This window comes from Allokutzneria albata, assembly GCF_900103775.1.
GTDB lineage: Bacteria > Actinomycetota > Actinomycetes > Mycobacteriales > Pseudonocardiaceae > Allokutzneria > Allokutzneria albata.
Genome location: NZ_LT629701.1, coordinates 5,094,079 through 5,121,004 on the forward strand (window position 1 = coordinate 5,094,079; position 26,926 = coordinate 5,121,004).

21 protein-coding genes are annotated in these 26,926 nt (G+C 64.5%); 13 read left to right on the forward strand and 8 right to left on the reverse strand.

Annotated elements, in window-relative coordinates:
* Nucleotides 1–151: 151 nt before the first annotated feature.
* The 4 genes from BLT28_RS22765 to BLT28_RS22780 form a co-directional block, all read right to left on the reverse strand.
* On the reverse strand, nucleotides 152–1,372 hold the full coding sequence (locus tag BLT28_RS22765; RefSeq protein ID WP_030433549.1) for an FAD-dependent monooxygenase: 1,221 nt from the start codon (nucleotides 1,370–1,372) through the stop codon (nucleotides 152–154).
* A complete protein-coding gene (locus BLT28_RS22770; protein ID WP_030433550.1) occupies nucleotides 1,369–2,481 on the reverse strand; it encodes an MAB_1171c family putative transporter in 1,113 nt (370 codons plus the stop codon). Before BLT28_RS22770 ends, BLT28_RS22765 begins: the two co-directional genes overlap by 4 nt.
* An 8-nt stretch (nucleotides 2,482–2,489) precedes the next feature.
* Nucleotides 2,490–2,993: a zinc metalloprotease gene (locus BLT28_RS22775; RefSeq protein WP_231950383.1), complete on the reverse strand. Its 504-nt coding sequence runs from the start codon at nucleotides 2,991–2,993 to the stop codon at nucleotides 2,490–2,492.
* A 130-nt stretch (nucleotides 2,994–3,123) separates the two neighbouring features.
* On the reverse strand, nucleotides 3,124–3,591 hold the full coding sequence (locus BLT28_RS22780; protein WP_030433551.1) for a helix-turn-helix domain-containing protein: 468 nt from the start codon (nucleotides 3,589–3,591) through the stop codon (nucleotides 3,124–3,126).
* A gap of 1,085 nt (nucleotides 3,592–4,676) precedes the next feature.
* Between BLT28_RS22780 and BLT28_RS22785 the strand changes: the two genes are divergently transcribed.
* Nucleotides 4,677–5,321 (forward strand): AMP-binding protein, encoded by a 645-nt coding sequence (locus BLT28_RS22785; RefSeq protein WP_162184954.1) that lies wholly within the window; start codon nucleotides 4,677–4,679, stop codon nucleotides 5,319–5,321.
* A complete protein-coding gene (locus BLT28_RS22790; RefSeq protein ID WP_052408214.1) occupies nucleotides 5,314–6,597 on the forward strand; it encodes a helix-turn-helix domain-containing protein in 1,284 nt (427 codons plus the stop codon). The genes BLT28_RS22785 and BLT28_RS22790 overlap by 8 nt, the downstream gene beginning before the upstream one ends.
* Before the next feature lie 476 nt (nucleotides 6,598–7,073).
* Here the strand turns inward: BLT28_RS22790 and BLT28_RS41000 are convergent, their stop codons facing one another.
* Both BLT28_RS41000 and BLT28_RS22800 read right to left on the reverse strand, forming a co-directional pair.
* Complete coding sequence (locus BLT28_RS41000) at nucleotides 7,074–7,280, reverse strand: hypothetical protein (RefSeq protein ID WP_030433554.1); 207 nt, start codon at nucleotides 7,278–7,280, stop codon at nucleotides 7,074–7,076.
* A 612-nt stretch (nucleotides 7,281–7,892) separates the two neighbouring features.
* Nucleotides 7,893–8,672, reverse strand: a complete 780-nt coding sequence (locus tag BLT28_RS22800) for a transposase family protein (protein ID WP_081900891.1) — start codon at nucleotides 8,670–8,672, stop codon at nucleotides 7,893–7,895.
* 734 nt (nucleotides 8,673–9,406) lie between these two features.
* On the opposite strand from BLT28_RS22800, the gene BLT28_RS22805 reads away from it, so the two are divergent.
* The 8 genes from BLT28_RS22805 to BLT28_RS22840 all read left to right on the forward strand — a co-directional run bounded on the left by BLT28_RS22805 (nucleotide 9,407) and on the right by BLT28_RS22840 (nucleotide 18,758).
* Nucleotides 9,407–10,930, forward strand: a complete 1,524-nt coding sequence (locus BLT28_RS22805; RefSeq protein ID WP_052408286.1) for an amino acid adenylation domain-containing protein — start codon at nucleotides 9,407–9,409, stop codon at nucleotides 10,928–10,930.
* The gene (locus tag BLT28_RS22810; RefSeq protein WP_030433860.1) at nucleotides 10,927–11,193 is read left to right on the forward strand and encodes a phosphopantetheine-binding protein; all 267 of its coding nucleotides are present in this window, start codon (nucleotides 10,927–10,929) and stop codon (nucleotides 11,191–11,193) included. The genes BLT28_RS22805 and BLT28_RS22810 overlap by 4 nt, the downstream gene beginning before the upstream one ends.
* 19 nt (nucleotides 11,194–11,212) lie before the next feature.
* A complete protein-coding gene (locus BLT28_RS22815; protein ID WP_030433859.1) occupies nucleotides 11,213–12,190 on the forward strand; it encodes a chlorinating enzyme in 978 nt (325 codons plus the stop codon).
* 22 nt (nucleotides 12,191–12,212) lie between these two features.
* A complete protein-coding gene (locus tag BLT28_RS22820) occupies nucleotides 12,213–13,523 on the forward strand; it encodes a cation:proton antiporter (RefSeq protein ID WP_269459667.1) in 1,311 nt (436 codons plus the stop codon).
* Nucleotides 13,520–14,656 carry a monodechloroaminopyrrolnitrin synthase PrnB family protein gene (locus BLT28_RS22825; RefSeq protein WP_063766719.1) on the forward strand — a complete coding sequence of 379 codons (1,137 nt, stop codon included), beginning with the start codon at nucleotides 13,520–13,522 and terminating at the stop codon, nucleotides 14,654–14,656. The genes BLT28_RS22820 and BLT28_RS22825 overlap by 4 nt, the downstream gene beginning before the upstream one ends.
* A 4-nt stretch (nucleotides 14,657–14,660) precedes the next feature.
* A complete protein-coding gene (locus tag BLT28_RS22830; RefSeq protein WP_030433856.1) occupies nucleotides 14,661–15,908 on the forward strand; it encodes a flavin-dependent oxidoreductase in 1,248 nt (415 codons plus the stop codon).
* A 5-nt stretch (nucleotides 15,909–15,913) separates the two neighbouring features.
* Entirely contained in the window at nucleotides 15,914–17,626 is a 1,713-nt protein-coding gene (locus BLT28_RS22835) for a type I polyketide synthase (RefSeq protein ID WP_231950386.1), read from the forward strand.
* Nucleotides 17,627–17,690: 64 nt separating this feature from the next.
* On the forward strand, nucleotides 17,691–18,758 hold the full coding sequence (locus BLT28_RS22840; protein ID WP_156051910.1) for a cytochrome P450: 1,068 nt from the start codon (nucleotides 17,691–17,693) through the stop codon (nucleotides 18,756–18,758).
* 591 nt (nucleotides 18,759–19,349) lie between these two features.
* Here the strand turns inward: BLT28_RS22840 and BLT28_RS22845 are convergent.
* A complete protein-coding gene (locus tag BLT28_RS22845) occupies nucleotides 19,350–21,386 on the reverse strand; it encodes a glycosyltransferase (protein WP_231950387.1) in 2,037 nt (678 codons plus the stop codon).
* 1,067 nt (nucleotides 21,387–22,453) lie between these two features.
* Here BLT28_RS22845 and BLT28_RS22850 point away from each other — a divergent pair.
* The 3 genes from BLT28_RS22850 to BLT28_RS22860 all read left to right on the forward strand — a co-directional run bounded on the left by BLT28_RS22850 (nucleotide 22,454) and on the right by BLT28_RS22860 (nucleotide 25,730).
* Complete coding sequence (locus BLT28_RS22850) at nucleotides 22,454–23,233, forward strand: transposase family protein (RefSeq protein WP_081900891.1); 780 nt, start codon at nucleotides 22,454–22,456, stop codon at nucleotides 23,231–23,233.
* Nucleotides 23,234–23,915: 682 nt separating this feature from the next.
* On the forward strand, nucleotides 23,916–24,284 hold the full coding sequence (locus tag BLT28_RS22855) for a hypothetical protein (RefSeq protein ID WP_043814231.1): 369 nt from the start codon (nucleotides 23,916–23,918) through the stop codon (nucleotides 24,282–24,284).
* Between the two features lie 3 nt (nucleotides 24,285–24,287).
* On the forward strand, nucleotides 24,288–25,730 hold the full coding sequence (locus tag BLT28_RS22860) for a caspase, EACC1-associated type (RefSeq protein ID WP_083383780.1): 1,443 nt from the start codon (nucleotides 24,288–24,290) through the stop codon (nucleotides 25,728–25,730).
* A gap of 679 nt (nucleotides 25,731–26,409) precedes the next feature.
* Here the strand turns inward: BLT28_RS22860 and BLT28_RS40365 are convergent.
* Nucleotides 26,410–26,715 (reverse strand): hypothetical protein, encoded by a 306-nt coding sequence (locus BLT28_RS40365; RefSeq protein ID WP_156051845.1) that lies wholly within the window; start codon nucleotides 26,713–26,715, stop codon nucleotides 26,410–26,412.
* Between the last annotated feature and the right edge of the window lie 211 nt (nucleotides 26,716–26,926).

Consider the following 26,926-nt stretch of genomic DNA (forward strand, 5'->3'; position numbering starts at 1 on the left):
TCCGGGTTGGTGCCGAAATTGCCGCTATGATCGATGTGAAAACACGCCATATAGCGCAACTCGGACGGATGTGACGGTTCGGCCAAGGCGCGGTCCTCCTGAAGGTTGGCACTCGTTTGTGTCACGAAGTGGCTGTAGAGGCTTGATGGCATTACGGCGCGGCTGGTGTCGTGATATTGGTGACCGGGGCATCCCACTCGATGTGGTGGTCCAGTAGCCAGACGCGTTCTGCTTCGCGTCGTCGTTCTGCGGCCGCTACGTCGGTGTCGGTCTGCGGTTGTGTGCGGGCGGGCCTGATCCTTGAGGCGTCGCGTTCGGCGCTGCTGGCGACGAGTCGTTCGACGCGTGGGCGGCGCAGGCTTTCGTAGACGTGGAAAGCGTCCTCGCGTGGCAAGTCCCGTAGGCATCGGGCGAGTGTGACCGCGTCCTCCGAGGCCATCGAGGCGCCCTGCGCCAATGCTGGTGATGCGGCGTGGGCGGCGTCTCCGACCAGCACCATGTGTTGGGTGTGCCAGCGCGGCGTGGAGGGCAGGTCGTAGACGTTGTTGCCCAGGACGGTGTCGGAGGTTGAGGCGATGATGTCGGCCACTGGTGTGGTGTCCTCGGTGAAGAATGACCGGGCACGTTCTCGCCAGTCGTTGCCCATCATCGACGCGAGTTCGTCCGCGGTGAGCTCGGGTGCGGGGACGCGGGTGAACCACCACGTCTGGTCCTGAGAATCCGCTGGATGGTCGGCGATGGTGATACAGCCGAATGCGGCTTTGGAATGGAAAAACCGATAGACGCCTGGTTCTAGTTCGGGCCATACAGGGGCGTAGCCGTAGATTACGTTGAGACCCGTATAGCGTGGCGCTGGGGCTGCGGGGTCGATGATCGAGCGCGTGGTCGATTTGATCCCGTCCGCTCCGATGAGCACATCGGCCGCCGCGCTCGTGCTGCCGTCGGCGAAGGTCGCGGTCACACGATCTCCGCGACTTGGGGCGGCGGAGACGAGGCGCTTGCCGTGCTCGACCCGGATGCCCCGGCGTGACACCTCATCGTGCAGGACGCGGTAGAGCTCCGACCGTCGCAGCGTCCGCGGACTGATCGTCGAGCCGTTCTGATCGTAGGGTTGTTCGCCGAGCTTCTGTCCACTGCCACTGTAGATTTCGACGCCGCAGGCTGCTGACGATACTTCGGCGACAAGATCCGCCGCATCTACGGCAGCCAACGCGTCCATACCGTTGTGCATGATCGTCAAGAACGCACCGACGTCGTCCGCTCCGGTGGGGTACGCCTCGTACACCACGGCCTCGATACCGGCCTTCTGTAGCGCCAGGGCAGCCACGGCCCCGGCGATACCGCCTCCGATGATCGCGGCATTGTTGATCATGATGCTCCGTTCACCTGTTGTAGCCCACGGGACAAGCGGACGAGTTCGCGTATGTCGGCATCGAGAGAGCCATCTCCGACGGGAACGGCGACCTTGATGGGGACAGGGGCGCCTTCTGCGTTGTTTGCGTGCGCCCGCAGTGCCGCCGCCACCTGTTGCGGCAGGTTCGCCGCGCTGCCGCCCGGCTGCGTGCGCGTCGCCGCAATCAGCGGGCTCAGGCGAACGAGGCCATCGCGGCACTCAATGGTCCGCCGATAGCAGCGACGGTGTACACCGACGAGGCTGAGCCTGTCACGCCATCCGCTGCGTGGGACTCGGAAAGCATCCTGCGGAAAAGCCTGGTGCAGGGCAGTCCACAGTGGACGCATCTGGTGGTAGGAGACGAGGTGTCCGCACCACACTCTCAGCGTCACCAGGCGAGTCGCCGCGCCCGGATACACCAGCCCCACGAGGAAAATCACGATTCCCGGTTGTACCAAGCGAGAGCACGCGATGACCGCATCGGGCGTCACGAGGCCGATCCAGTGCAGAACCACTTCGAGGGCCAGGCACATGGTGGCGATGAGCATCAGGACGATCCCCGCCAAGGTCATACGCAGGCCTCGTGCGAGCCTGGAGCTCACACCGTTGGCGTAACGACGGATCGTGACCATCACACAGCAGAGCTGATAGGCCATGTAGGCGTCGCTGGCGATGTAGAAAATGGCGATGTTTGCGACCGGATAGTTCTCGGGCGGCACATCCGGCGTTACCAGGGCGACGCCAGCCAGAATCATGACGGCGACGGCTAACGGCACGAGCTGCCACCAGGCATGCGTACGGGCACGGCGGCCGTCGAGTGCCGAGAAGACGAAGAACATTTGGAATGAGTACGCCATGGTGCAGTGCAGGATGTGCTGCGGCAGGAGATAGCCCATATAGCCTGCGGTTGTCTGTGTCAGATCGGTGTTCCTGATCAGGATCCCAAGGGGAATAGTGGCTGCAGAACACGCCAGACAGACAATCACATAACGCAGTGGAACATTGGTCGGGTTACGGGCGAGCTGAACGATCTTCCAACTTAGAATCATGAACAGCAGGGCGCCCTGCGTAGTCACGAGGACGATCATGCCGGCGCTCATAGCCAGCCCAACCGATCAGTCAATACCGTATCCATGCGCCGGGTCGCGGGCGACAATGAAGGCCGCGAGGCGGCACGGTCAACGACGGACGCCCATTCGAGCAGAATGGTTGCCAGGGTCTCCGCCTCGCACTCGTCTGCCGAGTCATAGATGTTCCGCCGCAGTGCCCCGTCAACTACCTCTGGCAAGAGGTCCGGATAACGTTCCTGAAGACCGCCGGTATCGACGGACGGTTGTTCCACATCAGACGGGGCACTACTGTGATGTCCGGCCAGGATGTGACCTAGCTCATGGAGAATGATATGGTCCTGATGTGCTCGCGAAGTTTCTTGCTGAAAGAGGATGTAGTCAGCTCTCGAGGTCCGCACCCAGGCACCGAACGCAACACGCGGATTGAGCGGGTGCGCGACCAATCGAATAGGCAGCTCGCGTATATCACTTAGGCGCTTGCAGAGTTCGGTGACGTCGAGCGGGGGTTCCAGCTCGAGTTGATTGAGCAACCGCCGACACTGCCGTCGCAGTTTCCGCTCTCGCATAGATCATCCCCCTCTGCTCCGCGTTACTCCTCGGTAGCTGAGGATTTCAGATCGAGGCGCGCGCTACTGGCCAACGGCGTAACCTGGGGACGTTTCACTCAGTCGGGTGAACGCCCTCTGCCTTCTCCAATCTGTAGACCACGTCCAGTAGCCCTTCGACCTGCTGAAAACCCACTTCGGAGAGCTCGCTAGCCCTCAAGGCCATGAGCTGACCGCGCCCCCTCCCTTGCAGCAGCTCCTCAGCACGATGCCGAATCTCGTCCGCGCGCTGGCGCTCCGCCTTGGCTGTCGCGAGCCGCTCGTCCACTTTGTCCGTTGTCGCATCATCGAAGAAGTACGAGGCGGGAACACCGAAGAAGTGCGCCAGCGCCTTTACATGATTCACGGTGGGGTTGGTCTTGGTCCCCTTCCGCAGCCCCCAGACGTAGCTTGCCGACATCGACACGCCTGCCGCTGCGGCACCAGCTGCGACCTGTTCGTAGGTGTAGGGGTTGCCGTCCTCGCGGCGACAGGCCTCAAACAGCGAGTTCAACCGTTCGGCAAAACTGCCCGGGGCGGCCATCACGGACTCCTTCAATCACTCCGCGGTCGAAACGAGCTGCGCCCTGCACGAGGTCGCTGTCGAGCCCGCCGTGGGCTCTGAGCGTAGATGCTGCCCCGAGACACATCAACCCAGATGAAGGCTCTCACCTCAACGGCCTTGCTCCTGAGTGAAGATTAAGGAGAGCGCCTCGCCAGCTGGCTCGACGTCATACGATGCAGCGCAGAGGCGCGCCAGACACCTAGGGTGGCATCTACCTGGATTTTTACCCATGAGAATACACGATCGGGTGACGGCATTCTCATGGGTTGCTGAACGCCGAGGTGCTTTCTACTGTTGACGACATGGACAGCCGGAGCGTCGAGGCGCAGTGCCGGAGCGAAGACAGTTTTCTCAGCGAACCGACATAGCGTTTGACCATCGGGGTCGGGTTCGAGGGCAGCCGAAATTTTCGGTAGGCGCCACTGGCGCTACGCGTGCAACTCGGGGAAAATAGTTGCGCATAGCCTTGTCCGGATTGCCAGGCTTCAATGAAATTACGACTACTATGTACAGTAAGGAATGGGCGGAGAATAAGGCGAACGTCAGCGGGCCGGTTGCCATCCCGGAAGTGCCAACATCTATTCACTACCCTAGTGGCCTACCCTTGCCTATAGGGTACCGACTCTTTTGAAGCGCTGGGGGGTCACAAACTGGCCTTACGTACACGTGCGTCGTTCATGGTGATTACGGATAACAGCGGGCGCTGTGCTGCCACTCGTTACAGGTACTGCGAGGTTTGAGGGGTTCTCGCGGTACCCATGGGTTGGCTAAATTCATTGCAGCACGGGGAGCTGTCAATGAAAAATCGCTTTCGTTTACCATCTGCTACAGGGTGGAGCGTCGACTGTCGACGTTGTTGCACTTTTCGAGGGGGAGCTTTGGGCGGATGTCAAGAAGATTCCACCAGGAGCATTGGAGTGCATCCGGGTCACTACGCGGATCACGGATCTAACAGGAGCGGCCGGACGGCGAATATACAGAATATGACCACTGGCGTTGAACTACACTTTCCGGGGAGTGCTGATTCTGACACATGGCAGCGCACTAGGCTCCAATTTTTGTGTGTGATCGATTCATTAACCTGGCATCTGAGCGTCTGGCGTTTTTACGGACGCAGTCAACACCCGGGGTGGCACCGGCAGGCTGCCAATGCAGCTGGTCTGGACGTTTCCACTCACGAAGTCCGGGTTCCGTTGCTGTCCGGCGGCTGCGTCGTCGTCGCACCGTCCGGCGACGTCGAGATTAGTACGCTGCGAAGTCGGCTCATTAGGGAGAACATCACCGCCATTCCCGCGGCAACAGGGCTGTTCCGTGTCATCGCCGAGGAAGCACCGGACATCTTCGCGAACGTCCAGGAAGCGCGGACAGGGGGCGACTTGGTCTCACCCGCCGCTGTGAGGCGTGTGCAGCAAGCATGTTCCAGCGAGGTCCTGCGGGGGATGGATAACCCCACCGAGATCACTCCTTTCGCCAGCAACCAGGAGGTCTTCTCGGCGCACTCGCCGGTCCAGGCCGTCGCGATAGGGCAAGCGCTGGACCACAACCAACTGCACACGCTCGATGAGCAGGTCCTGCCGGTCGCCGACGAGGAGGCCAGCGAATTGTGCATCGCGGGCGCCGAGGTCGCATGGGGTTACGTCGGCCGCCCCGAACTCGTTGCGGACCGCTACCTCGCGGTTCGCTGCTGTGCGGTGGTGGGCTGTGCGTGACGATCTCCCGTTTGGGCGCGTACTCCGGGAACTCCGGCAGCGTAAGCGCCTCAGTCAGAAGGTACTGGGCGACCTGACGGCCTTGAGCGTGCGCGCCATCCGAGACCTCGAAGCCGGCCGGGTTCAACGGCCCCGCGAGCAGACCGTGCGGCTGCTCGCCAACGGATTGCAGCTCGTTGGGCCGCAGCGCAAGGCATTCGAGGCAGCTGCGTATGAAACCGCCCCGGATCCCACTGCGCGCGATGGCATTCCGGGCGCTGGCTGGACAAGCCCTCCAGCCTTCTCCGGGCCGTTCATCGGTCGGGAAGCAGAAGCGGCCATCCTCACCGAATTGTTGACCACCGACGCCGAACAGGTGATCTCGGTGGTGGGAGTCGCCGGGGTCGGCAAGACGCGACTCGTGTCGGAGGTGTCGAAGGTGATCCTGCGCCAGTCAGACTGGCGAGTTGTCTGGCTCTCCTCCCACGAGACGATCGCGTCCCATATGGACACCTATGAGCTGTATGCCCCATCAAAGCTCCTGTCGCTAGGAAGCGGTGAGGACTCCAGATCGGGAGACATGTCCAAAGTTCTGGTGGTGCTCGACGGAGCTTCAGGAGGCTCCGCCCGGTTTCTCACCGAATTGCTTAGGCAGGTACCCCGCCCGCATGTGCTGATCACCGCCCGAGCGCCGCTGGGTCTGCCGCGGGAACTGGTGTTCCCGGTGGGGCCGCTGGCAGTTCCCACGTTGGACAAAGAGCTCAAGGACCTCACCGCCAACCCATCAGTACGACTGCTCCTGTGGCACTTGCGCCGCGTGTCCCCCTGGTTCCAACTCCGCGATGACAACGCCGTGGCTGTGGCACGCCTTTGTTGGCTCCTCGACGGATTGCCCCGAGCCCTCGAACTCGGAGCGGCCATGTGCACCATGCGTTCTCCTCAGCGGTTGGTCGACCAGTTGATCGACCAACCGCATGCCATCCGAGATTGGCGTTCAAGTGTTGGCTCCGGCGAGCTGTTACTCTCGTCTTTGGAGGAGAGTCTCAGCTTGCTCCGGGGTGCGGAACAAGCTTTGTTGGAACCGCTGGCGTCCTCCGGCGGTGTCTGGAGCTTGGACGAGGCCGCCGCAGCGGCCGAGCTGGCATGCGCCGACGCGATTGAGCACATGGAGCTGCTCGTCCGCTGCGGTCTCGTCCGGCACAACCGGGCGGTAGGTGAGCCGCGGTTCTCCTTGCTGAATTTGGTACGCACGGCGCACTGCGGGGCCCGCAGCGGTCACACCCCGGCACGCCGTTGACTGGTTTCGGCCGTCACCGCTTCGTCCTCGAGGTCGGCGAGAGCGGGGGGCCGAAGCTCGCCGGAGCGACGGCCGGACCAGAGGTAGAGCGCGGACACCAAAAGGCCCACGACCATCGTCGCAACTGCTCACCAGCACGCCGACGAACTCAGGTGGCCGGTACCGCCCGGACTCGACGAGTGCGAAGATTGCGGCGTCGACCATCTGGAGCGCCAGGATCGTGATCGCGGTACCGGTGACGACGGAGCGCAGCGCGAGTCGTGGAAGACGGCGGTCATGCCTTCCCCGATCTCCCGGTGCCAGCCGTGGCCACTGAGTGAGGTTCCTGGGTCGTCGACCACAGGCCGAGTGGCGCTGACGCCGCGACCGCCAGCAGGATGGCGGTGATCAGCGCCACGGCCCTGCCAGCCGCCCGCCGAGCAGACCGAACAGGCGCAGGCTCTGGTTGGCCGTCTGCGCCCCACCTTTGGCGTCCGCTAGCAAATCGTCCTGAGGATGGCCAGCGCCACGAACAGCAGGCCGGCCACAACTGCTGTCTCTGTTCCGGTGAGTTCATTCGCCCAGATGGCCAGAACCCGCAGGAGGAAGGACTTCCTCATCCGAGCGATCGTAATGATGACGAGCAGTACGCGAAAGTCGCTGTCCGCCCGGTGTTCCTCTCCGTCATCGGGCTGCTCGGACATGGTTGCGGGACGCGGTCACCGTGCAGAGAACACCTCAGGCAACGAGGCTCACCGGCGGGCGCCAGCCGGTCGGGATTCGAGTGACCGCCGCGATGCACGAACCGTGTGACTACCGTGGTTGCTTGCGTCGTGCGCCGCAGCCAGCTCGTCCAGCGTGAGCCAGGCAGTGGCCCTCAGCTCCAACGCGGCAGCTCCCCACTAACACGATCCGTGTCGCGCATGTTCTGCCGCTTCTGCAACACCTCCAGTTCATGCCGCTGGATGACCGTGCTGGCGCCTTTCCGACACGTGCGGCTTCCTTTGGGCCGTGTCGATGTTCTGCACTTCCACTCGCACGCGCTACAAGTGTCGCCGCTCGACACCTGACGACTCCTCGACGAAGCCGCAGGTGTCACGAGCAGCGTGCCGAGGCGGTCCACCACGAGTTCAGCCGCCTCCGTCGCGGTCAGCGACACCTCCACTTGGATCACTTCCGCAGGCGCGTTCGGCGGGCAGGTGCGCGGAGCGCCCTACGGTCAGCGAAGTGCGGTGCGGTATGAAAGCCACGATGCGAAAGGGCTCCTAAGGGATGTCTCGTAACTGATCTTGGTGTTGGTGTTGGTGGGCTTGGGGTCAGCCGGTGAGAGCGAGGTTGTGGAGGTGTGCGATTCCGGATGCGGTGTCGGCCAGGGTGTGGGCGGCGCGGCGGTAGTCGCGCAGGATCTTCCAGCACTTCATGCGGGCCAGGGCGTGTTCGGCGCGGGCGCGGATACTGCGGTGGACGGTGTTGAGGTCTTCCTTCCAGTCCGGCAGGTCAGCACCGTCCCGAGGTTTGCGGTACGGCATGATCACCTCGGGGTTGCCTTGATAGCCGCCGTCGGCCATCACCGGGCGGCCAGCCAGGGCCTGTTTCATGCCGGAGTCGCGGTAGACGGTGCAGTCGTTGCGGTTACCGGGTTGCGGGTCGCCGGTGGCGATCACGAGACGGGTGTCGGCGTCGATCGCCACCTGAAGATTGGTCGAGTACCGGTAGTTCTTCGATCGCGCGGCCAGCCGGTGATCACGAGTGGGCACAAGGGTTCCATCGACGATGGCGATCTGGTCGATCCGCCGGCGACGTACCGGGGCCAGCGCCAGCAGCGGCCCGAGGCTGTCGATCACCCGGTGTGCCGCGGAGTGCGAGACCCCGAACAACGGCCCGATCTGGCGCATCGTCAGGTTCGTCCGCCAGTAGGTCGCCACCAACAGAACCCGATCGGCCAGCGGGAGCCGCCACTGGCGGCCAGGACGCCCGTCAGCGATCTCGTCACCACCTCGCCGGGCCACAACGCGCACGAGCTTGCGGAACTGCCCGGGCTCCAAGCCCGTGAACGGTGCGATCCACTCCGACCGCGATGCCGAGATCACCTGCACCCGACCATGATCGACGATCAGCCCGCGACACCCGTTACCGGGTTACGAGACATCCCTTAGGCCTCGGCGTCATGAGGGAACTCTGGCGGCCTGCGGCAGTTCTGCAACACGAGCTGCCTGCTCTTCTGCCGTGTTATTGCCGGTGAAACTTCCCCATGCCGCCTACTCATGCACCTAGCCTGCTTGTTGAGAGTTCCACCCAAGCGACGTGGACAAGATTTGCAAGAAGAGGAGAATTCGCCGTAAGCAATGTCTTCAATGAAGAGATCGAGATTTCCTAAGATCGACATAAGCGAGAGTCAATGCACGCTATGGTCCCAATTACTCAACGTCCAATAAGACTGAAAGTTCACATTCAACCCAAAGGGGCACTGTAGGCGCCCAGACTACGTCGAGCAGAATTGCGCCGACATACATCCGCGAATTCCAGTCGAACCAGATGACTTAAACGCTGTATCACGATTCAATTCCAGAAGCCCCATATCCGACTCCGCTTAACTCTTTCCGTCAACTCGGCAACATTCACGCGGCCACACGTCAACGACCTATCGGAATAATCTAGCCCACCTCGCAGTAGTGGTTCTGATCCGTCCGTCGCCGCACGACGAACGTCGCATCGGTCCACGTGCCCGTGGAGGCGCAAAGTAGAGAAATCCGGTCTACTACGGCCGGCATACATCGCTCTTTCCCGGGAATCGCCGGGGGAACTCATAAACCGATCCGGGAGTATCCGGTTGAACAGCCAGACTCTGATACACCGTTTCGACGCGGTCGCCGCCGCCTGTGGCGATTCGACGGCGGTCGAGTTCGACGGCGCAGAACTCACCTACACCGAACTCCGGCAAGCATCGCAGCGGATGGCTGCCCGGCTGGCGGAGGAATTCGGCATCATCAACGGAGATCGCGTTGCGATCCACCTCGAGCCCGGCCTGGACATCGTCGTCGCGATTCTCGCGATCCTGCGGTGCGGAGCCGCGTACGTGCCGTTAGACGTCGACAGCCCGGCCGATCGCAATAGCGTCATCGTCGCCGACTGCAAACCCCGGGGCATCCTCGGCGATGTCGCGTTCGACCATGACGCCAAACGGCTCGCCGCATCTTCGGTGCGCGACCTCTGGCGCTCCGGAGGCGCGGCCGTGGACACCCCGTCGACGCCGGAGGGAACTGGCGCGGACACCGCGTACGTCATTTACACCTCCGGCACGACCGGACGACCGAAAGGCGTCCCAGTCACACACCGGAACCTATTGGCCCTGTTCGACGCGACGTCAGGCCTGTTCGACGTCGGACCCGACGACCGATGGCTGCTCTACCACTCATTCGCATTCGACTTCTCGGTGTGGGAGCTGTGGGGACCGCTCCTGACCGGCGGCAGGTCGGTCGTGCTCGACAAGTGGGACAAGCTGTCGCCGGACCTGTGCGCCGAGCTCATCACCGCGCGAGGGATCACGGTGCTGAGCCAGACCCCGACCGCCTTCGGCATCCTCGGGCAGGAACTCCGGTCGAGGACAGGTCAAGACGGGCTCGCGCTCCGTTACGTGGTCTTCGGTGGGGAACGGCTGATCGGCTCGGCGCTGCTCCCATGGGTCGAGAGGTTCGGCCTTGATCAGCCCCGGTTGGTCAACATGTACGGGCTCACCGAGGCAACCGTCCACACCACGTTCCACCGGATCACCGCAGCCAACCTAACGTCCGATGCGTCGGTGATCGGCAAACCGCTTCCCGGATTCGTCTGCAAGGTCGTCGCGGACGGTGACGCGCCCGGTGACCACGGGGAACTCCTGGTCTCCGGCCCTCAGGTCACGGGCGGCTACCTGAACCGCCCTGAACTCACCGCTGAGCGGTTCGGACGCTATCCGGCCGACCGGTCCGACTCTCCAGTCTTCTACCGAACCGGTGACGTGGTCGAGTGGCGTGACGGGGTCCTAGTGCACCTCGGTCGTGCGGACAACCAGGTGAAGATCCGCGGCCACCGCATCGAAATCGGAGAGGTCGAGGTCGCCGCTACTGCGGTGCGCGACGTCCAACGGGTGTGCGTCGCCCTGGTCGACCGGGACGGTGTTCCGGTGCTCGCGTGCGCATACACGACCGGGTCCGGCAAACCAATACCGCCGCGCGAATTCCGGAATGAACTCGCCACCCGGATTCCTCGTTACATGGTGCCCGACCGCTACCGCCTGTTCGCCGAGTTCCCATTGACCGTCAACGGGAAGGTCGACACCGCAGTGATCACTCGAGAAATGGAGTCATCCAGTTGAGCCCAGACCAGTCATCGGCGCAGACGCCGCACACAGCCGAAGTTGAGTCCGAGTTCGTCTCCTGGATTCGCCACGAGGTCGACGACCCGGAGGTGACTGCCAGCGACAACTTCCTCAAGGCCGGCGGCAACTCGATGATCTCGATGCGCCTGCGCGCCCGCCTGCTCGCGGAGCACAACATCGCCGTCGACCCGGCAACGCTGTTCCGAGAGAGTATCCGGGACGCGCTCGTCAAGGCCGCTGCCGTACCGCAGACCAGCTGATCGATACCGAGGAGAGAGCATGTCCGGAAACGCGACCAAAGTCACGTCCGACAATTACCGCCTGTCGGCGTCTGAAGTGGAGCAATTCAAGCAGAACGGCTACATCGGTCCGTTCACCATCTACACGCCGGAACAGCTCGACGAGCTGTGGGAAAAGGCGCGCGCTGAAATGTACGACCGCACGCACGCGGCGTACCCGCTAGATTCGTTCGACGAGGTGGCCGGCGTCACCAACATCGCGAACTACGACCGGCACCTCGACATCGACTTCCTCACAGACCACGTCATGAACGCGAAGATCGTCGACCGGGTCGCGTCCGTGCTCGGCGACGACGTGCTCTGCTGGCGCACCGAGTTCTTCCCGAAACACGCGGGTGATGAGGGCACCGACTGGCACCAGGCTGACACGTTCGCGAACGCGAGTGGCACCCCGCAGATCCTGTGGCCAACCGACGACCCCAGCTTCATCCGCGGCGGCACGGTCACAGTGTGGACCGCCTTCACTGACACCACGACCGAAACCGCTTGCCTGCAGTTCATCCCAGGCACCCACCTGCACATGAACTACGACGAGAGCAAGCCCATGGAGTACCGACCGGACAAGTTCAACCAGGTCGAGAAGGCGGGCGTCAACCGGGGCTTCTACGGCTACGACTACCGCGAGCTGCGAATCGACCCCGACTTCGAGCCGGACGAGAGCAAGGCCGTCCCGATCGAGTTGAAGCGCGGCCAGTGCATCATCTTCCTGTCCACCCTGATGCACGCGTCCTATCCGCACCGGGGGACGAAGAAGGAGATGCGGCTGGGTTTCGCCTCGCGTTACGTGCCGACCCGCGTGCGGGTCTATCCGGACACCGAGGTGATCGAGGAGTACGGCGGTCGCGTGTCCCTCGACCGGTTCGGGTCGGTGCTGGTCAGCGGCGAGAACAGCTACGACTTCAACAAGGTCGTCACGACCAACCTCAAGGGACGTCCGTTCGTCCGTCGGTCCGTCTGACCAACGGAGCCTGGTCGAAATGATGCCTGTCGTCGCCCCGTTCTCCGGTCACCTCCTACTGATCTTCCTGCTCCAGGTCAGTCTGCTGCTCGGTACCGCCCTGCTGCTCGGCAGGCTGGCCGTGCGGTGGCGCATGCCAGCCATCGTCGGCGAGTTGACTGCAGGGGTGCTGTTGGGGCCGTCGGTGCTGGCCCATTTCGCGCCCGGCGTCACCGAGTGGCTGCTACCGCAGCGGGCGGAGCAGATGAACCTGCTGGACGCAGCGGGTCAGCTCGGGGTCCTGCTCCTGGTCGCGGTGACCGGGACCCACATGGATCTCGGGCTGATCCGCGCACACGGCCGCAGCGCCACTGCGGTCAGCCTGACGGGTCTGGTGATACCGCTCGGCCTTGGCGTCGGAGCGGGCTTCCTCCTGCCCACCTCCCTCATTCAGGCGCAGCACTCCAGGACGGTGTTCGCGCTCTTCCTGGGAATCGCATTGTGCGTCAGCGCCATTCCGGTCATTGCCAAGACGCTGATGGACATGCGACTGATAGACCACCGGATCGGGCAGCTGATCCTCATGGCGGGCACCATCGACGACGCGGTCGGCTGGCTGCTGCTCTCGGTGGTGTCGGCCGTCGCCGCGGGCGGGCTGTACTTCGCCGGTGTGGCCTGGTCGATTTTGTCCCTGCTGTTCTTCCTGGTGTTCATGGCAACCGCCGGCCACCACCTGGTGCGAGCCGCGATGCGTCTCGCACTCCGCTCCGGCGACCGCGCCGTCCCGGTGGCGACCGCGGTGGTCTTGGTCCTGCTCTGCTCTGCGGCGACCCACGCCCTCGGTCTCGAGGCCGTCTTCGGTGCGTTCAGCTGCGGCATCCTGCTTGGTACCTGCCGGGACCTGCGACCGGACTGGGTCGATCCGCTCCGCACGGTGGTGCTGTCGGTGTTGGCGCCGCTCTTCTTCGCAGCTGTTGGCCTGCGGGTCGACCTGCGGGCGCTGTTCCACCCCGTGGTCGCTGGTGCGGGTGTACTCATCGTCGCGCTCGCCGTCACGGGGAAGTTCCTCGGTGCGGGGCTCGGTGCCGCGCTGACCGGGATGAATCGCTGGGAGGCCGTAGCGCTGGGCGCAGGCATGAACGCCAGAGGCGTCGTCGAGATCATCATCGCCTCTGTCGGGCTCAGAGCCGGGATCCTCAACACCGAGACCTACACGATCATCGTGCTGCTGGCTGTGCTCACCTCCGTGATGGCTCCCCCCATCCTCCGTCTCGCGATGCGCAGGGTGGACAGGTCCTTCGGCGACACAGCGATCGGCCCCGCGCCCCTTACGGGAAGGCGATCATCCACATGAGAAGGCTGGCGACGCGCTCGCTTCCAGTGCGTGGACTCGACGACGACCGGGTGGCCGCGCTGGATCCGCTGGGCATGGACGAAATGCTGCGCGACCTGTGGAGGATGAACGCGACAGGCGATCTGCGCGGACTGATCGGCATGCTGTCGGACCTCGTCAGATTGGCGCGGGAGACCGCCGACCGTCCGCTCCCCGAATCCCTCGCCGTGATGCGGGACCTGGGAATTCTCCTCGGCTCGGTCAAGCGGCACGGCGCAGAGCCGACCAAAGTGGTCCCAGGCCTGGAGGACGTCCTACTCGATTTAGGCGGGCGAACGGGGATGGTGCCGCGCGACACCATCCACCACTACATCACCTGGAACCCGACCGGGCACCGGGAGCGAACCTATACCGGTGACCGGATGGAGACGATGCTGCTGTCGTCGGTCCGCTTCTCCCTGCCTCAGCTGTCCGCCGCGGTCGACGTATGCCGCAGGCTGACCTCGACTGATCTCGGCAGCCTGGACTTCGTCCTCGCGGCGAACGAACTGGTGAGCCGCCTGCGTCCTCTGGAGGACGCGCTCGACACCGTGACGGCCAACGTGACACCGGAGTTCTTCGCCCGGACGCTGCGCCCCTACTACGAGGAGATCCGCGTCGACGGGGCCAGATACTTGGGCCCTGCTGCCGCTCACGTACCCCTGGCGATGGTGGACCTGTTGCTGTGGGCAAGCGACCACGGGGACGCCGCATACGAGGAGTTCTGGCGCGAGTCCGCCCAGTACGGCCTGCCGGGTTGGCCCGAACTCACCGAGAAGTGGGCCGCGAGTCCGTCACTGGTGACCCAGCTCAAGACCGCCGCGGTTTTCATGCCGCGTGGTGACTTCGCGCAGAACCTCAGGGCGAGCGCAGAGGCGTTGGCACGCGCGCTGCACGCTCTGGTGGTCTTCCGGGCCAAGCACCTCGCGATCGCCCGTCAGGCTTACGCCGAGGAAAACCGGCTGTACGAACTCGGGAGCGGCGGTGGCACCGTTCAGATGCTGGAGCAGGTCATCGCATTCACCCGAGAGAACGCAACCATGGTCCGTAGCGCCTTCGTCGGTGGACGGGGGCGAAGGCGCTCCGCCAGGCCCGCCCGCGTGCGGAACAGGTGACGCCGTGCCCAGGGTTCTGGTTGTCGGTGCGGGTGTGGGAGGTCTGACTGCAGCCCTGGCGTTGCACCGGTCGGGTCTCAACGTCCGTGTCGTCGAGGCAGCGTCGTGCGTCGCCCCCATCGGAGTCGGTCTCAACATCCTGCCCAACGCGGTGCGAGAACTCGCCGCGCTCGGCCTGCTGGACAAGCTAGCCGAATCGGCTGTCGCGACGAAACAGCTGGCATTTTACAACCGGTACGGGGACCTGATCTGGCAGGAACCCCGCGGACTGGACGCGGGATACCGCTGGCCGCAGTTCTCGATCCATCGCGGTGACCTCGTGCGCGTCCTCCTCGACGCCGTCCGCGCACGGCTCGGCGCCGACGCGGTGATCACCGGGGCGCGTCTGGCCTCCCACACAGACGGCCCGAACGGCCCAGTAGTCGCCCGGCTGGCGCACCCGGACGGACGGCGGACCACGCTTGAGGCCGACGTCTTGGTCGGCGCGGACGGCATCCACTCGACGGTGCGCGCCGCGCTGTACCCGGACGAAGGGCCGCCGCCGTGGAATGGCCTGGTCATGTGGCGCGGCACCACCTGGGGCCAACCGTTCCTCACCGGCAGTTCGATGATCGTCACGGGCGACGACGTGCGGCGGGTGGTCCTCTATCCGGTCCGCCGCGACCCGGCGTCAGGCCGCGTGTTGATCAACTGGGTCGCCGCGGCGCCCTCGACGACCGTGCCAGACGCGGCCCCAAGCCCCCGGAAGCGAGTTCCCGTGTCCGCGGCAATGGCGGAGTTCGGTGACTGGAGGTTCCCGTGGCTGGACATCGGCGGTGTGCTCGCCGCGACCAAGGAGGTCTTCGAGTACCCGATGCTCGACCGAGATCCGTTGTCTAGGTGGAGCGTCGGCAGGACGACGCTTCTCGGCGACGCAGCGCACCCGATGTACCCAGCTGGTTCCAACGGTGCAACGCAGGCCGTCGTCGACGCGTGCGCGCTCGCCGATGCGTTATCGCAGCATAGTCCCGCGACGGCGGCCCTCGCGGAGTACGAACGCATTCGCCGACCGGTCACGACCGAAATCCAGACCAGCAACCGACGGATGGGACCGGAGGTCGTCATCACCATGGCACACCAGCGGGCGCCGAACGGCTTCACAGATATCGACGAGGTGATCTCCCCCGCCGAACTGGCCGGGATCTCCGCACGGTACGCCTCCACCGGGCGGTTCGACATCGACACAGTCAACTCAAAGGGGTGTGCATCATGAGCGCTGTGGGCGAGCCCATCGCGATCGTCGGCATGGCCTGCCGCCTGCCGGGCGCGGACAGCGTCGACGAACTGTGGGACCTCCTGGCGGAGGGGCGTGATGCGACGAGCGAGACACCCGCCGACAGGTTTCCCGTCGACCTCCTCCACTCGTCCGAACCGGCGCCCGGCAAGATCATCAGCCGCCGATCCGGCTACCTCGACGGTATCGACCGGTTCGACGCGGAGTTCTTTGGCCTGAGCGCCACGGAGGCCGACGACCTTGACCCTCAGCAACGGCTACTGATGACGACGACATGGGAGGCGCTTGAGGACGCCGGCATCCCCTTCGAGCACGTGGCCGGCACCCGCACCGGGGTCTACGTCGGCGCGGTGCGCCTCGATTACTGGGAACTCGCGGTGAGGCGCGGATTGACGTCGCTGACGGGCTCCCTGGTTTATAACAACCGCAGCGTCCTGTCCGGCCGATTGTCTTACACCTTCGATCTCCTCGGCCCCAGCATCACGCTCGACACGGCCTGCTCGTCCTCTCTCGTCGCGGTGCACCTTGCGTGCCAGAGCCTCCGCGCGGGTGAGACCACGATGGCCATCGCCGCAGGCATCAACTTGAAGCTCGTCCCGGACGAGGACATCGTCCTGTCCCAGATCCCTGTGCTGGCGCCCGACGGACGCTGCAAGTTCGGCGACGCCCGTGCCGACGGATTCGCGGCCTCCGACGGTGTCGGCGTCGTCGTCCTCAAGCCGCTCTCGCGCGCACGTGCGGACGGCGACCGGATCCGCGCCGTCCTCATCGGCAGCACGATCAGCAATGACGGCGCGTCTGGCGGTTCTCTGCTGGCCCCGTCGGTCGAGGCACACGCCCAGATGCTGCGGTGGGCGTACGAGAACGCGGGAGTGCGCCCGGCGGATATTGACTACATCGAGGCGCACGGCACCGGAACCCCGTTGATCGACCCGGTCGAGTTCACTGCCCTGGGCGAAGTGCTCGCGGAGGGACGCCCCGCCGACCAACCCTGCTTCGTTGGCTCGATCAAGACCAACATCGGGCATACGGAGGGTGCCGCCGGCGTCGCCTCGCTGATCAAAACCGTGCTCTGTCTCGAGCACCGGCAGGTCGTCCCGAGTCTGCACTTCACCGTGCCCAACCCCGCGATCCCCTGGGAAGAGCTGCCGCTGGTCGTGCCGACCCGGCTTGAGCCTCTGCCCGACCGGGCGCGTCCAGCCATCGCGGGTATCAGCGGGCAGGGCATCTCCGCGGTCAACACCCACCTCGTGGTGCGGGAGGCCGATCCTGTGTCACCGGGCAGATCGGAGGTGAGGTCGACGAGGAATAGGCACCTCCTACTGCTCTCCGCGCGCACGCCGGCAGCGCTCAACGAACTCGTTGCGAGATATGTCGGCTATCTCGGGCCAGGGGGCGTCGGCCGGAAGCACGAGCTCGCGGACATCTGCTTCAGCGCTGCCAAACGCCGACACCACCACCTGCACCGGCTAGCGGTGATCGCGGAGTCGCACGACGGCATGGTCGCCAAACTCGAGGGCGGGGGATCGACCGCGCCGGAACCCGACTCGCGGCTCATGTTCCTCGCGGAGCGGTATCTGATGGGCAGATCTGTCGAGTGGGGCAACGGTCAGCGGTGGGAAGGCCGTTACGTCCCACTGCCGACGTACCCGTGGCAGAACCGCAGCCACTGGCTCACCGGAGTCGGTCGTGACTAACACCTCACCGCCCCCCTTTCCGTTCGATGCGCCCGCGCCGCCAGAGTCCGGGCCGCCGACCCAGGTGCGCCTCCCAAGCGGGCGCACCGCGTGGTTGGTCACCCGCTACGCCGATATCCGGCAGGTGCTCGATGACTACCGGTTCAGTCGGGCCGAGGCCGTCGACCCGCCGCCTCCGGGCGCGACACCGGACGTGTTGATCAGGTCCTCCCCGGATGTCCTGATCAACATGGACCCACCGCGGCACACCAGTGTCCGTCGGCAAATCACCGGCGACCTCCCGCCTACCGCACGGCGGGCTGAACCGGACATCACGACCGAGGTCGACCGACTGCTCGACGAACTCGCCGAGCACGGCCCGCCCGCCGACTTCGTCGCGCGCTTCGCCGTGTCACTGCCGACCACAGCCATCTGTGCGTTGCTCGGCGTGCCCCGGGCGGATCACGGCCTGTTCCACCAGTGGGCCGCCGCCCGGTACTTCGCGGCCGACGCCTCCGCCGAATTCCGCGAACTCGACGCCTACCTGCGGGCCGCGGCCCGTCGACCCCACCGCGGTGGCCTGATCGGCGCGATCGCCTCACTGGGCGCCCGCCCGACCGAGGAGGAGCTGGTCGGCAACCTGCTGGCATTCGTCATCGCGGGGCACAACAACCTAGCGACATTGCTGGGGACAACGGTCCTCGCTCTGTGCCGACTCCCGGAGCGGCTCGACCGCCTTGCCCGGGAACCGGCACTGGCTCCGGCCGCGACCGAGGAACTACTGCGCCACACACGGTTCCAGAACCTCAACTTCGCCCGGACGGCGCGTGCGGACGTCTGCCTCGGCGGTCGACTCATCCGTCGCGGCGAAACCGTCATCACCCACATCGACTCCGGGGACCGCGATCCGGAGGTGCACTGGGATCCCGACGCGGTCGACTTCGACCGGTCCGATCCCGTGCCGACCCTGAAGTTCGGCAATGGGGTGCACAGGTGCCCGGGCGCTGACCTTAGCCGGTACTGCCTGACCGCGACCTTCGCCCGGTTGCCTGCGCGGTTCCCGGGCCTGCGGCTCGCGGTGCCAGAGAGCGAATTGGTGTGGAAGCCCGCGGACCAGCTGCACGCCCTTGTCGGTCTGCCGGTCACGTGGTGACACCCGAATCGCATACCGGACTGGGAATCCGGCACTCCGGTCCGACCGCAGCGCGACGACGTCCGACCATCTGAAGTGGCGCCCACCCGAACTAACTGAACTCGGTTCCCCTTGCCGACCGCACCGGGCAGCGTGCTTGTCGGGTCCGCTACACCACCGGACTCGACAGGCACGCGTCATCGATTGCGCACAGCAGCCGACCGCAGCTCGTCGTCAACCCGCAGTTCGGTTCCGGGTGACGGTGATGCCGCGAGCGACCGGCTCTTCGCCGGCTCCAGGACGGGCCGAACACCGACCAACCCTGTTCCCATGCCTGCCGATCTCGACCGGCTCGCTGACGCGATTTCCGCCGCTTCGGGCTGGTGTCATCGCCGCCCTAGAGCGCTAGAACGCCGCTCGGTGGCAGGAGTTCACCGAGCGGATCGAGGTCCACGCGAGGGCGACCGGCTCGGCCTTTCCTCGGTGGGGCGTCGACCGCGCAGCGGACCAGCACCTCTGTGCCCAGTGCCCCACTCCCGACGGTCCACGACGCTCCCCTCCTGGGTACCCGTCGACGAGCGTCGGTGCATCAGGAGGAGAGCGGACTGCGGACTACATGGTGCCGGTGGACTGGTATAGCTTCTTCCAAGACTCGGGGCTTACGAGCGTGGGCTGCGCCGCCAGGTAGCTCCGACGCAGGCGTGGCCATTCCTGGGAGAGCTTGCGGTAGGTGTTCAGCGCGCGCAGCCCGAGCCGCCGGAACTCCTCTGGGTCTCGATGACGGAAGGTGACACCGCTGCCGTCTGCGGTCGACACAGTCGCACTGTCGAGATTGCCAAGCAGGAACCACAGTGCATTGGCTGCTGGCACGTTGAGCTGAGGGCGTTCCAGCGCCTCCTGTGCCGGTTCCTTCAGGTTGTGTAGTAGCGCCTTGACCGCTCGGACCGCAATGACCGCCGGGCTCGTTGGCGGCTTCAGCAACCCCTCCGCCATCACCGAACTCGCTGATGGGGGTGGGAACTCCCTGGAGGAGGGCACGATCTGCGCGTCCGAATAGTTCTTGCGCAGCTCCTGGACCTCGGGCAGTTTGGTCCGCAACGAGTCGAATAGCCGGTCCGGTCCGGCCATGAAGTCGTCGACGGCCTTGAGCTGCAGGGCGACGGTCGAGTACTCCATCGACAGCAGGTGCCGCAGCGTCAGCTTCAGCATCTGCTGAATAATCGCCGACTTGACCTGCTCCGGGCTGTGCAGCGCGGCGAGGATCATCCGATTGCGCACGTGGAAGTAGATGGTCCAGTCGGTGGCGTCGTTCTTATCGGTCCACGGCATGTGCCAGATGGCCGCGCCCGGAAGGCTGACCGTCGGGAAGTCGTGCGCCGCGGCACGCAACGAGTACTCGGAGTCTTCGTGCTTGATGAAAAGCGGGAGCGGCAGGCCGATCTTTTCGATGATCTCACGTGGGAACAGGCACATCCACCAGCCGTTGTAGTCCGCGTCGATGCGCTTGTGCAGGTCCTTCGTCTTACGCAGCGGCTTCTCGGCGAAGTCGTGGTCGGTCACCGCGCTGGGGGCAGCGCGCCACATAGCGACTTTGAGGTCAACGACCTCACCCATCGTGTGCAGACGCGAGCGGGCCTGGAGGTTGAGCATGTGCGCGCCGACGATCACCGGGTGAGATGCCGCACGGGCGAACGCGTTGACCCTCAGTACGCTGTCCGGCTCGAGCGCGATGTCATCGTCGAGGATCAAGATCTGCTCGGCGGTCGACTCGTACACGCCCTCGTACATGACCCGCGCGAAACCGCCGGAACCGCCGAGGTTGCCCTGCTCGATGATACGGAGCTTGTCACCAAGCTTGCTTGCCGCCTCGGCGAAACCTTTGGTATTGCGGAGTCGCTGTGCCCCTTGGTCAGGGATGACGACGCGGTCCACGATATCCATCACCTGCGGGTCCTCGGCCAGCGTCAGCAGCATGGCGACGCAGTCGACCGGGCGGGTCGTGGTCGCGCCGACGACCACGGTCTGCCGAGGCAAGTCGATGTCGGTCGTCCACGCCGCTTGGTCGATGAGCAGCGTCGTGTCATTGGACACCGCGTCGAACCAGATCCAGCCGCCGTCCTCGAACGGCTTGAGGGACAGGCAGAACTCCAGAGAGCACCACTTGTCGGGACTGGCGATGTGCGTGCCCTGAAGGTGGACGCTGTCGCCGTTCGGCTTCGAGCGATAGACGTCAAGCCGACCGGTGCCCTTGACGCTCAGCCGCAGGATCACCTCGTCGAGCCGCGTCCAGCGCTTCCAGTAGCTCGCCGGGAAAGCATTGAAGTACGACGCGAAAGAAACCTTACGCCGGGGCGGAATCCCCCCGGACGTTCGGGAAAGGACATTGAAATTGTCGGAGGTCGCACTCTCCTCGTCGATCTCGTCTATGTACAGCGCCCGCACATCGAGCGGGTCCTCATCACGCGGAAAAATGACCCGCTGCAGAACCTGCTCACTTGGAACTGAGAACGGATCCGACATCCGCGACTCACCCCGGTTCGCCTCACGTCCACCGGCCGACCCCCCACCCGATTCGGCGCGGATCAGCGTACCCTCGGCGCGCTCGCCGCCGGATAGCGGCGCTGCATCGCGAGAAGTCTGGTTATACACGTCAGTCCTCCAAGCAAGGTTTCCGGCGAGCTTTGCCGCCGTCCGTCATCCGTCATCCAGCGGACCGTTCAGACGACGCCGATCATGTGCCGGGTAGCCAACACTACTGCATCATGGTCGTCCTGTTACGCGCGGGAGTCGACCAAAAACACCGGGGTAATAGAATGCGCCGACAACGTCCAACCCAGAAGATAGGACGAGCGACATCGTCACCCCTAGCCTCCGCACGGTGCTGGACAATCAGGATAGTCTAGCCGACGAAGAAGCGTCATCCGGTCAATCCGCTCAGGCATCCGCGCTAAGCCTGCCAACAACCTCTGCTTTCCACCCATCTTTTCATTACAAGCACCCGAGGCACCAGCACCGACACGACCTCAGCCTGAAGTTCCCATTCCTCTCGCGGTAGCCACTTCTCTGCAGCGTGAAGCAGGAGGGACGCGCCTCTCCTTGCCCCCACGCCTACAGAGTCCGCAAAGGGTTCTGAGCAGCGAGTGCGCACGTGGCACAGCCAGAGCAGGCAGTCTACGTCCGCCACAGATCAGGCACGCCTCAATGAACGCGACAACGGCCGCATCCGCTGAGGAGATCACCGCTTCCAGGAGATTACCTATTCGAGTTTGACAGCGCTTGGTGACGCTCGGCCAGCGTCTCGCACCCGACCCGCCAACGAGTTCCCTCAGTCCGCGCAGACATCCTCGTGTGCGTCGCCGTTGTCCGATTTCTAGCCCTTCCAGATTTCCCCAGAGCGGAGGCGACGATGGGTTTATGGAACAGCCGCGAGACACTGACGCTGGCGATGCTCTACTGGTCGATCAAGATGCCCACAGTCCTGATCAAGGCATGGGAAGGTCAATACTGCAACTCCGATCATTCAGCTTGATTTAGGCACTTGCCTACCGGGATCCACGACATGCAACGCCTGTCCACCACCTCTGCCACCGTCTCAACAATCGCATCGCCGACCCAGCCACGTGAATCCCGAAGACAGGCAACTGCACCTCCGAGCGCTAAGGGATGTCTCGTAACCCGGTAACGGGTGTCGCGGGCTGATCGTCGATCATGGTCGGGTGCAGGTGATCTCGGCATCGCGGTCGGAGTGGATCGCACCGTTCACGGGCTTGGAGCCCGGGCAGTTCCGCAAGCTCGTGCGCGTTGTGGCCCGGCGAGGTGGTGACGAGATCGCTGACGGGCGTCCTGGCCGCCAGTGGCGGCTCCCGCTGGCCGATCGGGTTCTGTTGGTGGCGACCTACTGGCGGACGAACCTGACGATGCGCCAGATCGGGCCGTTGTTCGGGGTCTCGCACTCCGCGGCACACCGGGTGATCGACAGCCTCGGGCCGCTGCTGGCGCTGGCCCCGGTACGTCGCCGGCGGATCGACCAGATCGCCATCGTCGATGGAACCCTTGTGCCCACTCGTGATCACCGGCTGGCCGCGCGATCGAAGAACTACCGGTACTCGACCAATCTTCAGGTGGCGATCGACGCCGACACCCGTCTCGTGATCGCCACCGGCGACCCGCAACCCGGTAACCGCAACGACTGCACCGTCTACCGCGACTCCGGCATGAAACAGGCCCTGGCTGGCCGCCCGGTGATGGCCGACGGCGGCTATCAAGGCAACCCCGAGGTGATCATGCCGTACCGCAAACCTCGGGACGGTGCTGACCTGCCGGACTGGAAGGAAGACCTCAACACCGTCCACCGCAGTATCCGCGCCCGCGCCGAACACGCCCTGGCCCGCATGAAGTGCTGGAAGATCCTGCGCGACTACCGCCGCGCCGCCCACACCCTGGCCGACACCGCATCCGGAATCGCACACCTCCACAACCTCGCTCTCACCGGCTGACCCCAAGCCCACCAACACCAACACCAAGATCAGTTACGAGACATCCCTTAGAACGCCCTGCGGCAGATGCGCGACCCATAACTCATCTGCGCGCCGCCTGACCCCACACAGCCTGCAGGGATCAGCTGCGACCGCACGTCAGCTACCCAGACGACCGCGCGCCGTTGGGGCAGGCCCTCCAGATTCCTTCCACATCGAGTATCGGTACGGGATCCCAAGCGAGAACTACGAGCGCATTCGAGTATCGAACCCGACATCGTCAGTCCACAAGGGATTCTCGCCAGAGGAAACCCTTGCCTCCGCCCCACTACGCCGAGGGCCACTGCCTCCCCTGTCGCGCGTCAGCTCGCTCGGTCGCGCTCTGTCCACGTCACCGAGCACGCTGCCCGCATCCGGTGTTGCGATGCCCACCGGTCCCGAAGGCTCGATGCTGCAGCCTTTTCCTGGGCGCGGCGGTCTCCATGTCGCTGTTGCAATCCTCGCCGGCCTGAAGAGCCGGTGCTGCGGGAGGTGCTGCACCAAGTTCACCAACCCGAAGTTGTCGTCCCTCACCAGGACCGGAGGGCCGCTGCTGCTGCGGGCAGAGCCCCCGGCGTGAAGGTGGTCCGACTAAAGATCAGTTCTGGAAGCTGTGTGAGGGGCAGTGACTATCATGCGTGAGTATGCGGAGGAGGGGGCGCGCATGAGGACGTTGCTGGTGCGGGTGGCGGGGGACGACGAGCTGGACGCGGAGACGCGGAAGCTCCGGAAAGCCTTGCTGGAGTTGGATGTCGAGGACGTCCGCCTGCCCGAAGTCGTCGCACCGGATGGTGCGAAGGGCACTGGGACCGACATCGGTGCGATGGTCGTGAGCCTGGGTGGTTCTGCGGTGCTGACTGCACTGGTCACGGGCGTCTGCCAGGTGCTGCGCACGTGGGTGACCCGTGACAAAGACCGGCGTGTGGTGATCGAGGTCGGTGCCAACAAGCTGGAGCTGACCGGCGGGAACGCCGAACAGCAGGCGCGCGCGATCGAAGCCTTCAAGAAGACGTTGGAGCTGGAAGCGGACTGAGACGTGGGCGTCCGCGACGCACTCCTGATCGCTACCGGCGCCTACAGCAGCGAACGACTCGCTGAGCTGCGCTCACCGGCGGCGGACGTTGTCGAACTCGCCGATGTGCTGGCCGATCCCGCAATCGGATGGTTCCAGACGAAACAGGTCGTCGACGCGCCAGCGCACCGGGCCACGCGCGCGATTGAGGAGTTCTTCCGCAACCGGAGTACCGACGACTTGCTGGTGCTACACATCTCGTGCCACGGGGTGAAGGACGATGACGGCCTGCTGTACTTCGCGTGTGCGGACACGGATCCGGAACTGCTGGCGTCCACGTCGATCCCGGCGGGTTTCCTGCACGCCCAGATGGGCCGGTGCCGCGCGAAGTCGATCGTGCTGCTGCTGGACTGCTGTTTCAGCGGGGCGTTCGTACCGGGCATGAAAGCGGCCATCGGAATGGACGCGAAAGAACAACTGGCCGGTTACGGACGAGCCGTCCTGATGGCCACCGGCAGGACGGAATACGCGTGGGAAGGGAATCGGTTCTTGGAGTTGGAACCGGAGCCCTCGAGATTCACCGAAGCGATCATCCACGGTCTGCGCACGGGCGAAGCGGATCGCGATGGCGATGGCAGAGTGGCTGTCGACGAGCTTTACGAGCATGTCTACGAGCGCCTGCGGGAATCCGGCGTCAAGCAGACGCCGCAGTGGTCGTCGGAACTGGTGCATCGAGTGTACCTGGCGAACCGGGCGATTTCGCTGCAGTCGGAGCGGCTGTCGAAATCCGGAGTCCGAATCTGGCCGCAGCGCCGAGCCCGTCGCGGCCAGGACGCGTTGATCTTGCGCGACATCTCGCTGAAGGACGCGGTCACGGGCAAGGTCGACACGATCTCGGTCGAAACCGCGATCATCTGTGGAGAATGCCGTGGGCTCGGCACTTCCGCGGATTCCGTTGTCGAGCGGTGTCCCCGATGTAGAGGAGATGGTCTCAACGGCGAGAAGGACTGCGAGACCTGCACAGGATTCGGGACATTGATCGAAAATCCCTGTCCGGGCTGCGTCGGCGACGGCCGAGTCGTCGTGCGGAGGAGTATCGCCGCCAAGATCCCCGCAGGGATTTCGACCGGTATGCGCATCCGACTGTCGGAGCAGGGTGAAACCGGTCCCGGTGGCGGGCCGGCCGGTGACGTCTATCTCGAGTTCAACGAGCTGCCCGATGATCATTTCGAACGGCGTGGTATGGACTTGCACTGCACGACCGATATCTCGGCCGAGATCGCACGCACTGGCGGGATCATTGACCTGGACACCTTTGACGGTGTGAAGAAAATCCGGATATCGGGCGGGGTCAAGTCCGGCAAGACGGTCCGTGTCGCCGGGCTCGGATTTCCGCGTCTCCGCGCGTCCGGTGAGGTAGACGGTCGGGGAGACCTGATGATCACCGTGGATGTCCGCGAACGCTAGTGCTCCAGTCAGACTTCGCAATCGTGCTTGGGTGCGCGTGCCGTACTCAGACGGCAGTAAAGGGATAAGCCGTAGCGTCCGCTACAGCGGCTGGGGCTGGGGCTGGGAATTGCGCGACACTCTTTGCCATTTTGCACATTCCGTCGCCAAGCCACCCTCGCTGACTTCGCTGCGGCGAGCGACCTCGGCTTCGTAGGGCGCTGCGGTACGCGATGCCCGGTTCTCCGGAGTTATGTCGGCCGACGACACCATGTTGACGAAGCCGCGTTGACTGGGAAGGTCAAGTCGGTGCACCCCCGCCCACCTATCCGCAGAGCCTCTTCACGTTCTGGTTAACCAGCTGGCGGCCTTCCAACATTTGCAGGCCAGTTCCGGATGAGAAGGGCACCTGGACCCGCATCGTCAGAGCCGCCTCCGTACTCGCCCACCCTTATCCCGACATGTACCTCCGTCGGTCAATTACGCCCGAGGCACCGACGGGTCATCCAGCTGTCCCCCTCCGCGAAGTCTCCCGGAGGGGGACGTCCGCGAGACCTATCCGTCTGGCTCGCCTCGCGGGCTCAGGGTTGCAGTAGAACCCACATCTGGTCTCGCTGGTCGTCTTGGACCACCTTCGCAACGAACCGTGCGGCGAGGAGCGCTCCTCGCCTGATGCACTTGACTGCGTTGTTCAGTTTGGTCATCGGCGACCACCTCCCTCGTTCTGCTTGTTGTCTTCCTCCAACTCGGCCCGGAACTTGCGTTCCGCCTTCCTGGCGAGCCATCTGGCAAACAACCACATCACGAAAGTGGTACCGAGCGACCATAGATCCGTGGGGTCTACTGCTCCCGTGGCGAGAAGTTCTACTGCCACCCTCAACCCGCGAACGCTGAGATCGTAGCGGATCTGAGACCGCAGCGGAGAACCTACGCCAGGCAATTGGCGGATCTTCGCCCCCGCCGCCAGGGTGACGGCGGTGTCGGCTCCTTTCACGTCGGTGACCACGAGATCGCCTTCATCACCACGACGGGAACCCCCGTCGGCGATCCGATCACCCCGCCCTATCGAGGCCTCGTCCGCTACCAGGTCACGCGAGACCTCATCGGAGATCTCACCCCATCGGGATTTCTAGTCCCGGCGCCAGTCGAGGAACGTTGGAGTGTCGACATCTGGCATGCAGGGCGCCAAGGCACCAGCACTGCATGATGTCTTCGGT

Coding starts and splice junctions, on each gene's coding strand:
- BLT28_RS41000 (WP_030433554.1), bottom strand. CDS start 7,280: ATGTCCGAGCAGCCCGATGACGGAGAGGAACACCGGGCGGACAGCGAC.
- BLT28_RS22765 (WP_030433549.1), bottom strand. CDS start 1,372: ATGATCAACAATGCCGCGATCATCGGAGGCGGTATCGCCGGGGCCGTG.
- BLT28_RS22825 (WP_063766719.1), top strand. CDS start 13,520: ATGAGAAGGCTGGCGACGCGCTCGCTTCCAGTGCGTGGACTCGACGAC.
- BLT28_RS22855 (WP_043814231.1), top strand. CDS start 23,916: ATGAGGACGTTGCTGGTGCGGGTGGCGGGGGACGACGAGCTGGACGCG.
- BLT28_RS22770 (WP_030433550.1), bottom strand. CDS start 2,481: ATGATCGTCCTCGTGACTACGCAGGGCGCCCTGCTGTTCATGATTCTA.
- BLT28_RS22815 (WP_030433859.1), top strand. CDS start 11,213: ATGTCCGGAAACGCGACCAAAGTCACGTCCGACAATTACCGCCTGTCG.
- BLT28_RS22780 (WP_030433551.1), bottom strand. CDS start 3,591: ATGGCCGCCCCGGGCAGTTTTGCCGAACGGTTGAACTCGCTGTTTGAG.
- BLT28_RS22820 (WP_269459667.1), top strand. CDS start 12,213: ATGCCTGTCGTCGCCCCGTTCTCCGGTCACCTCCTACTGATCTTCCTG.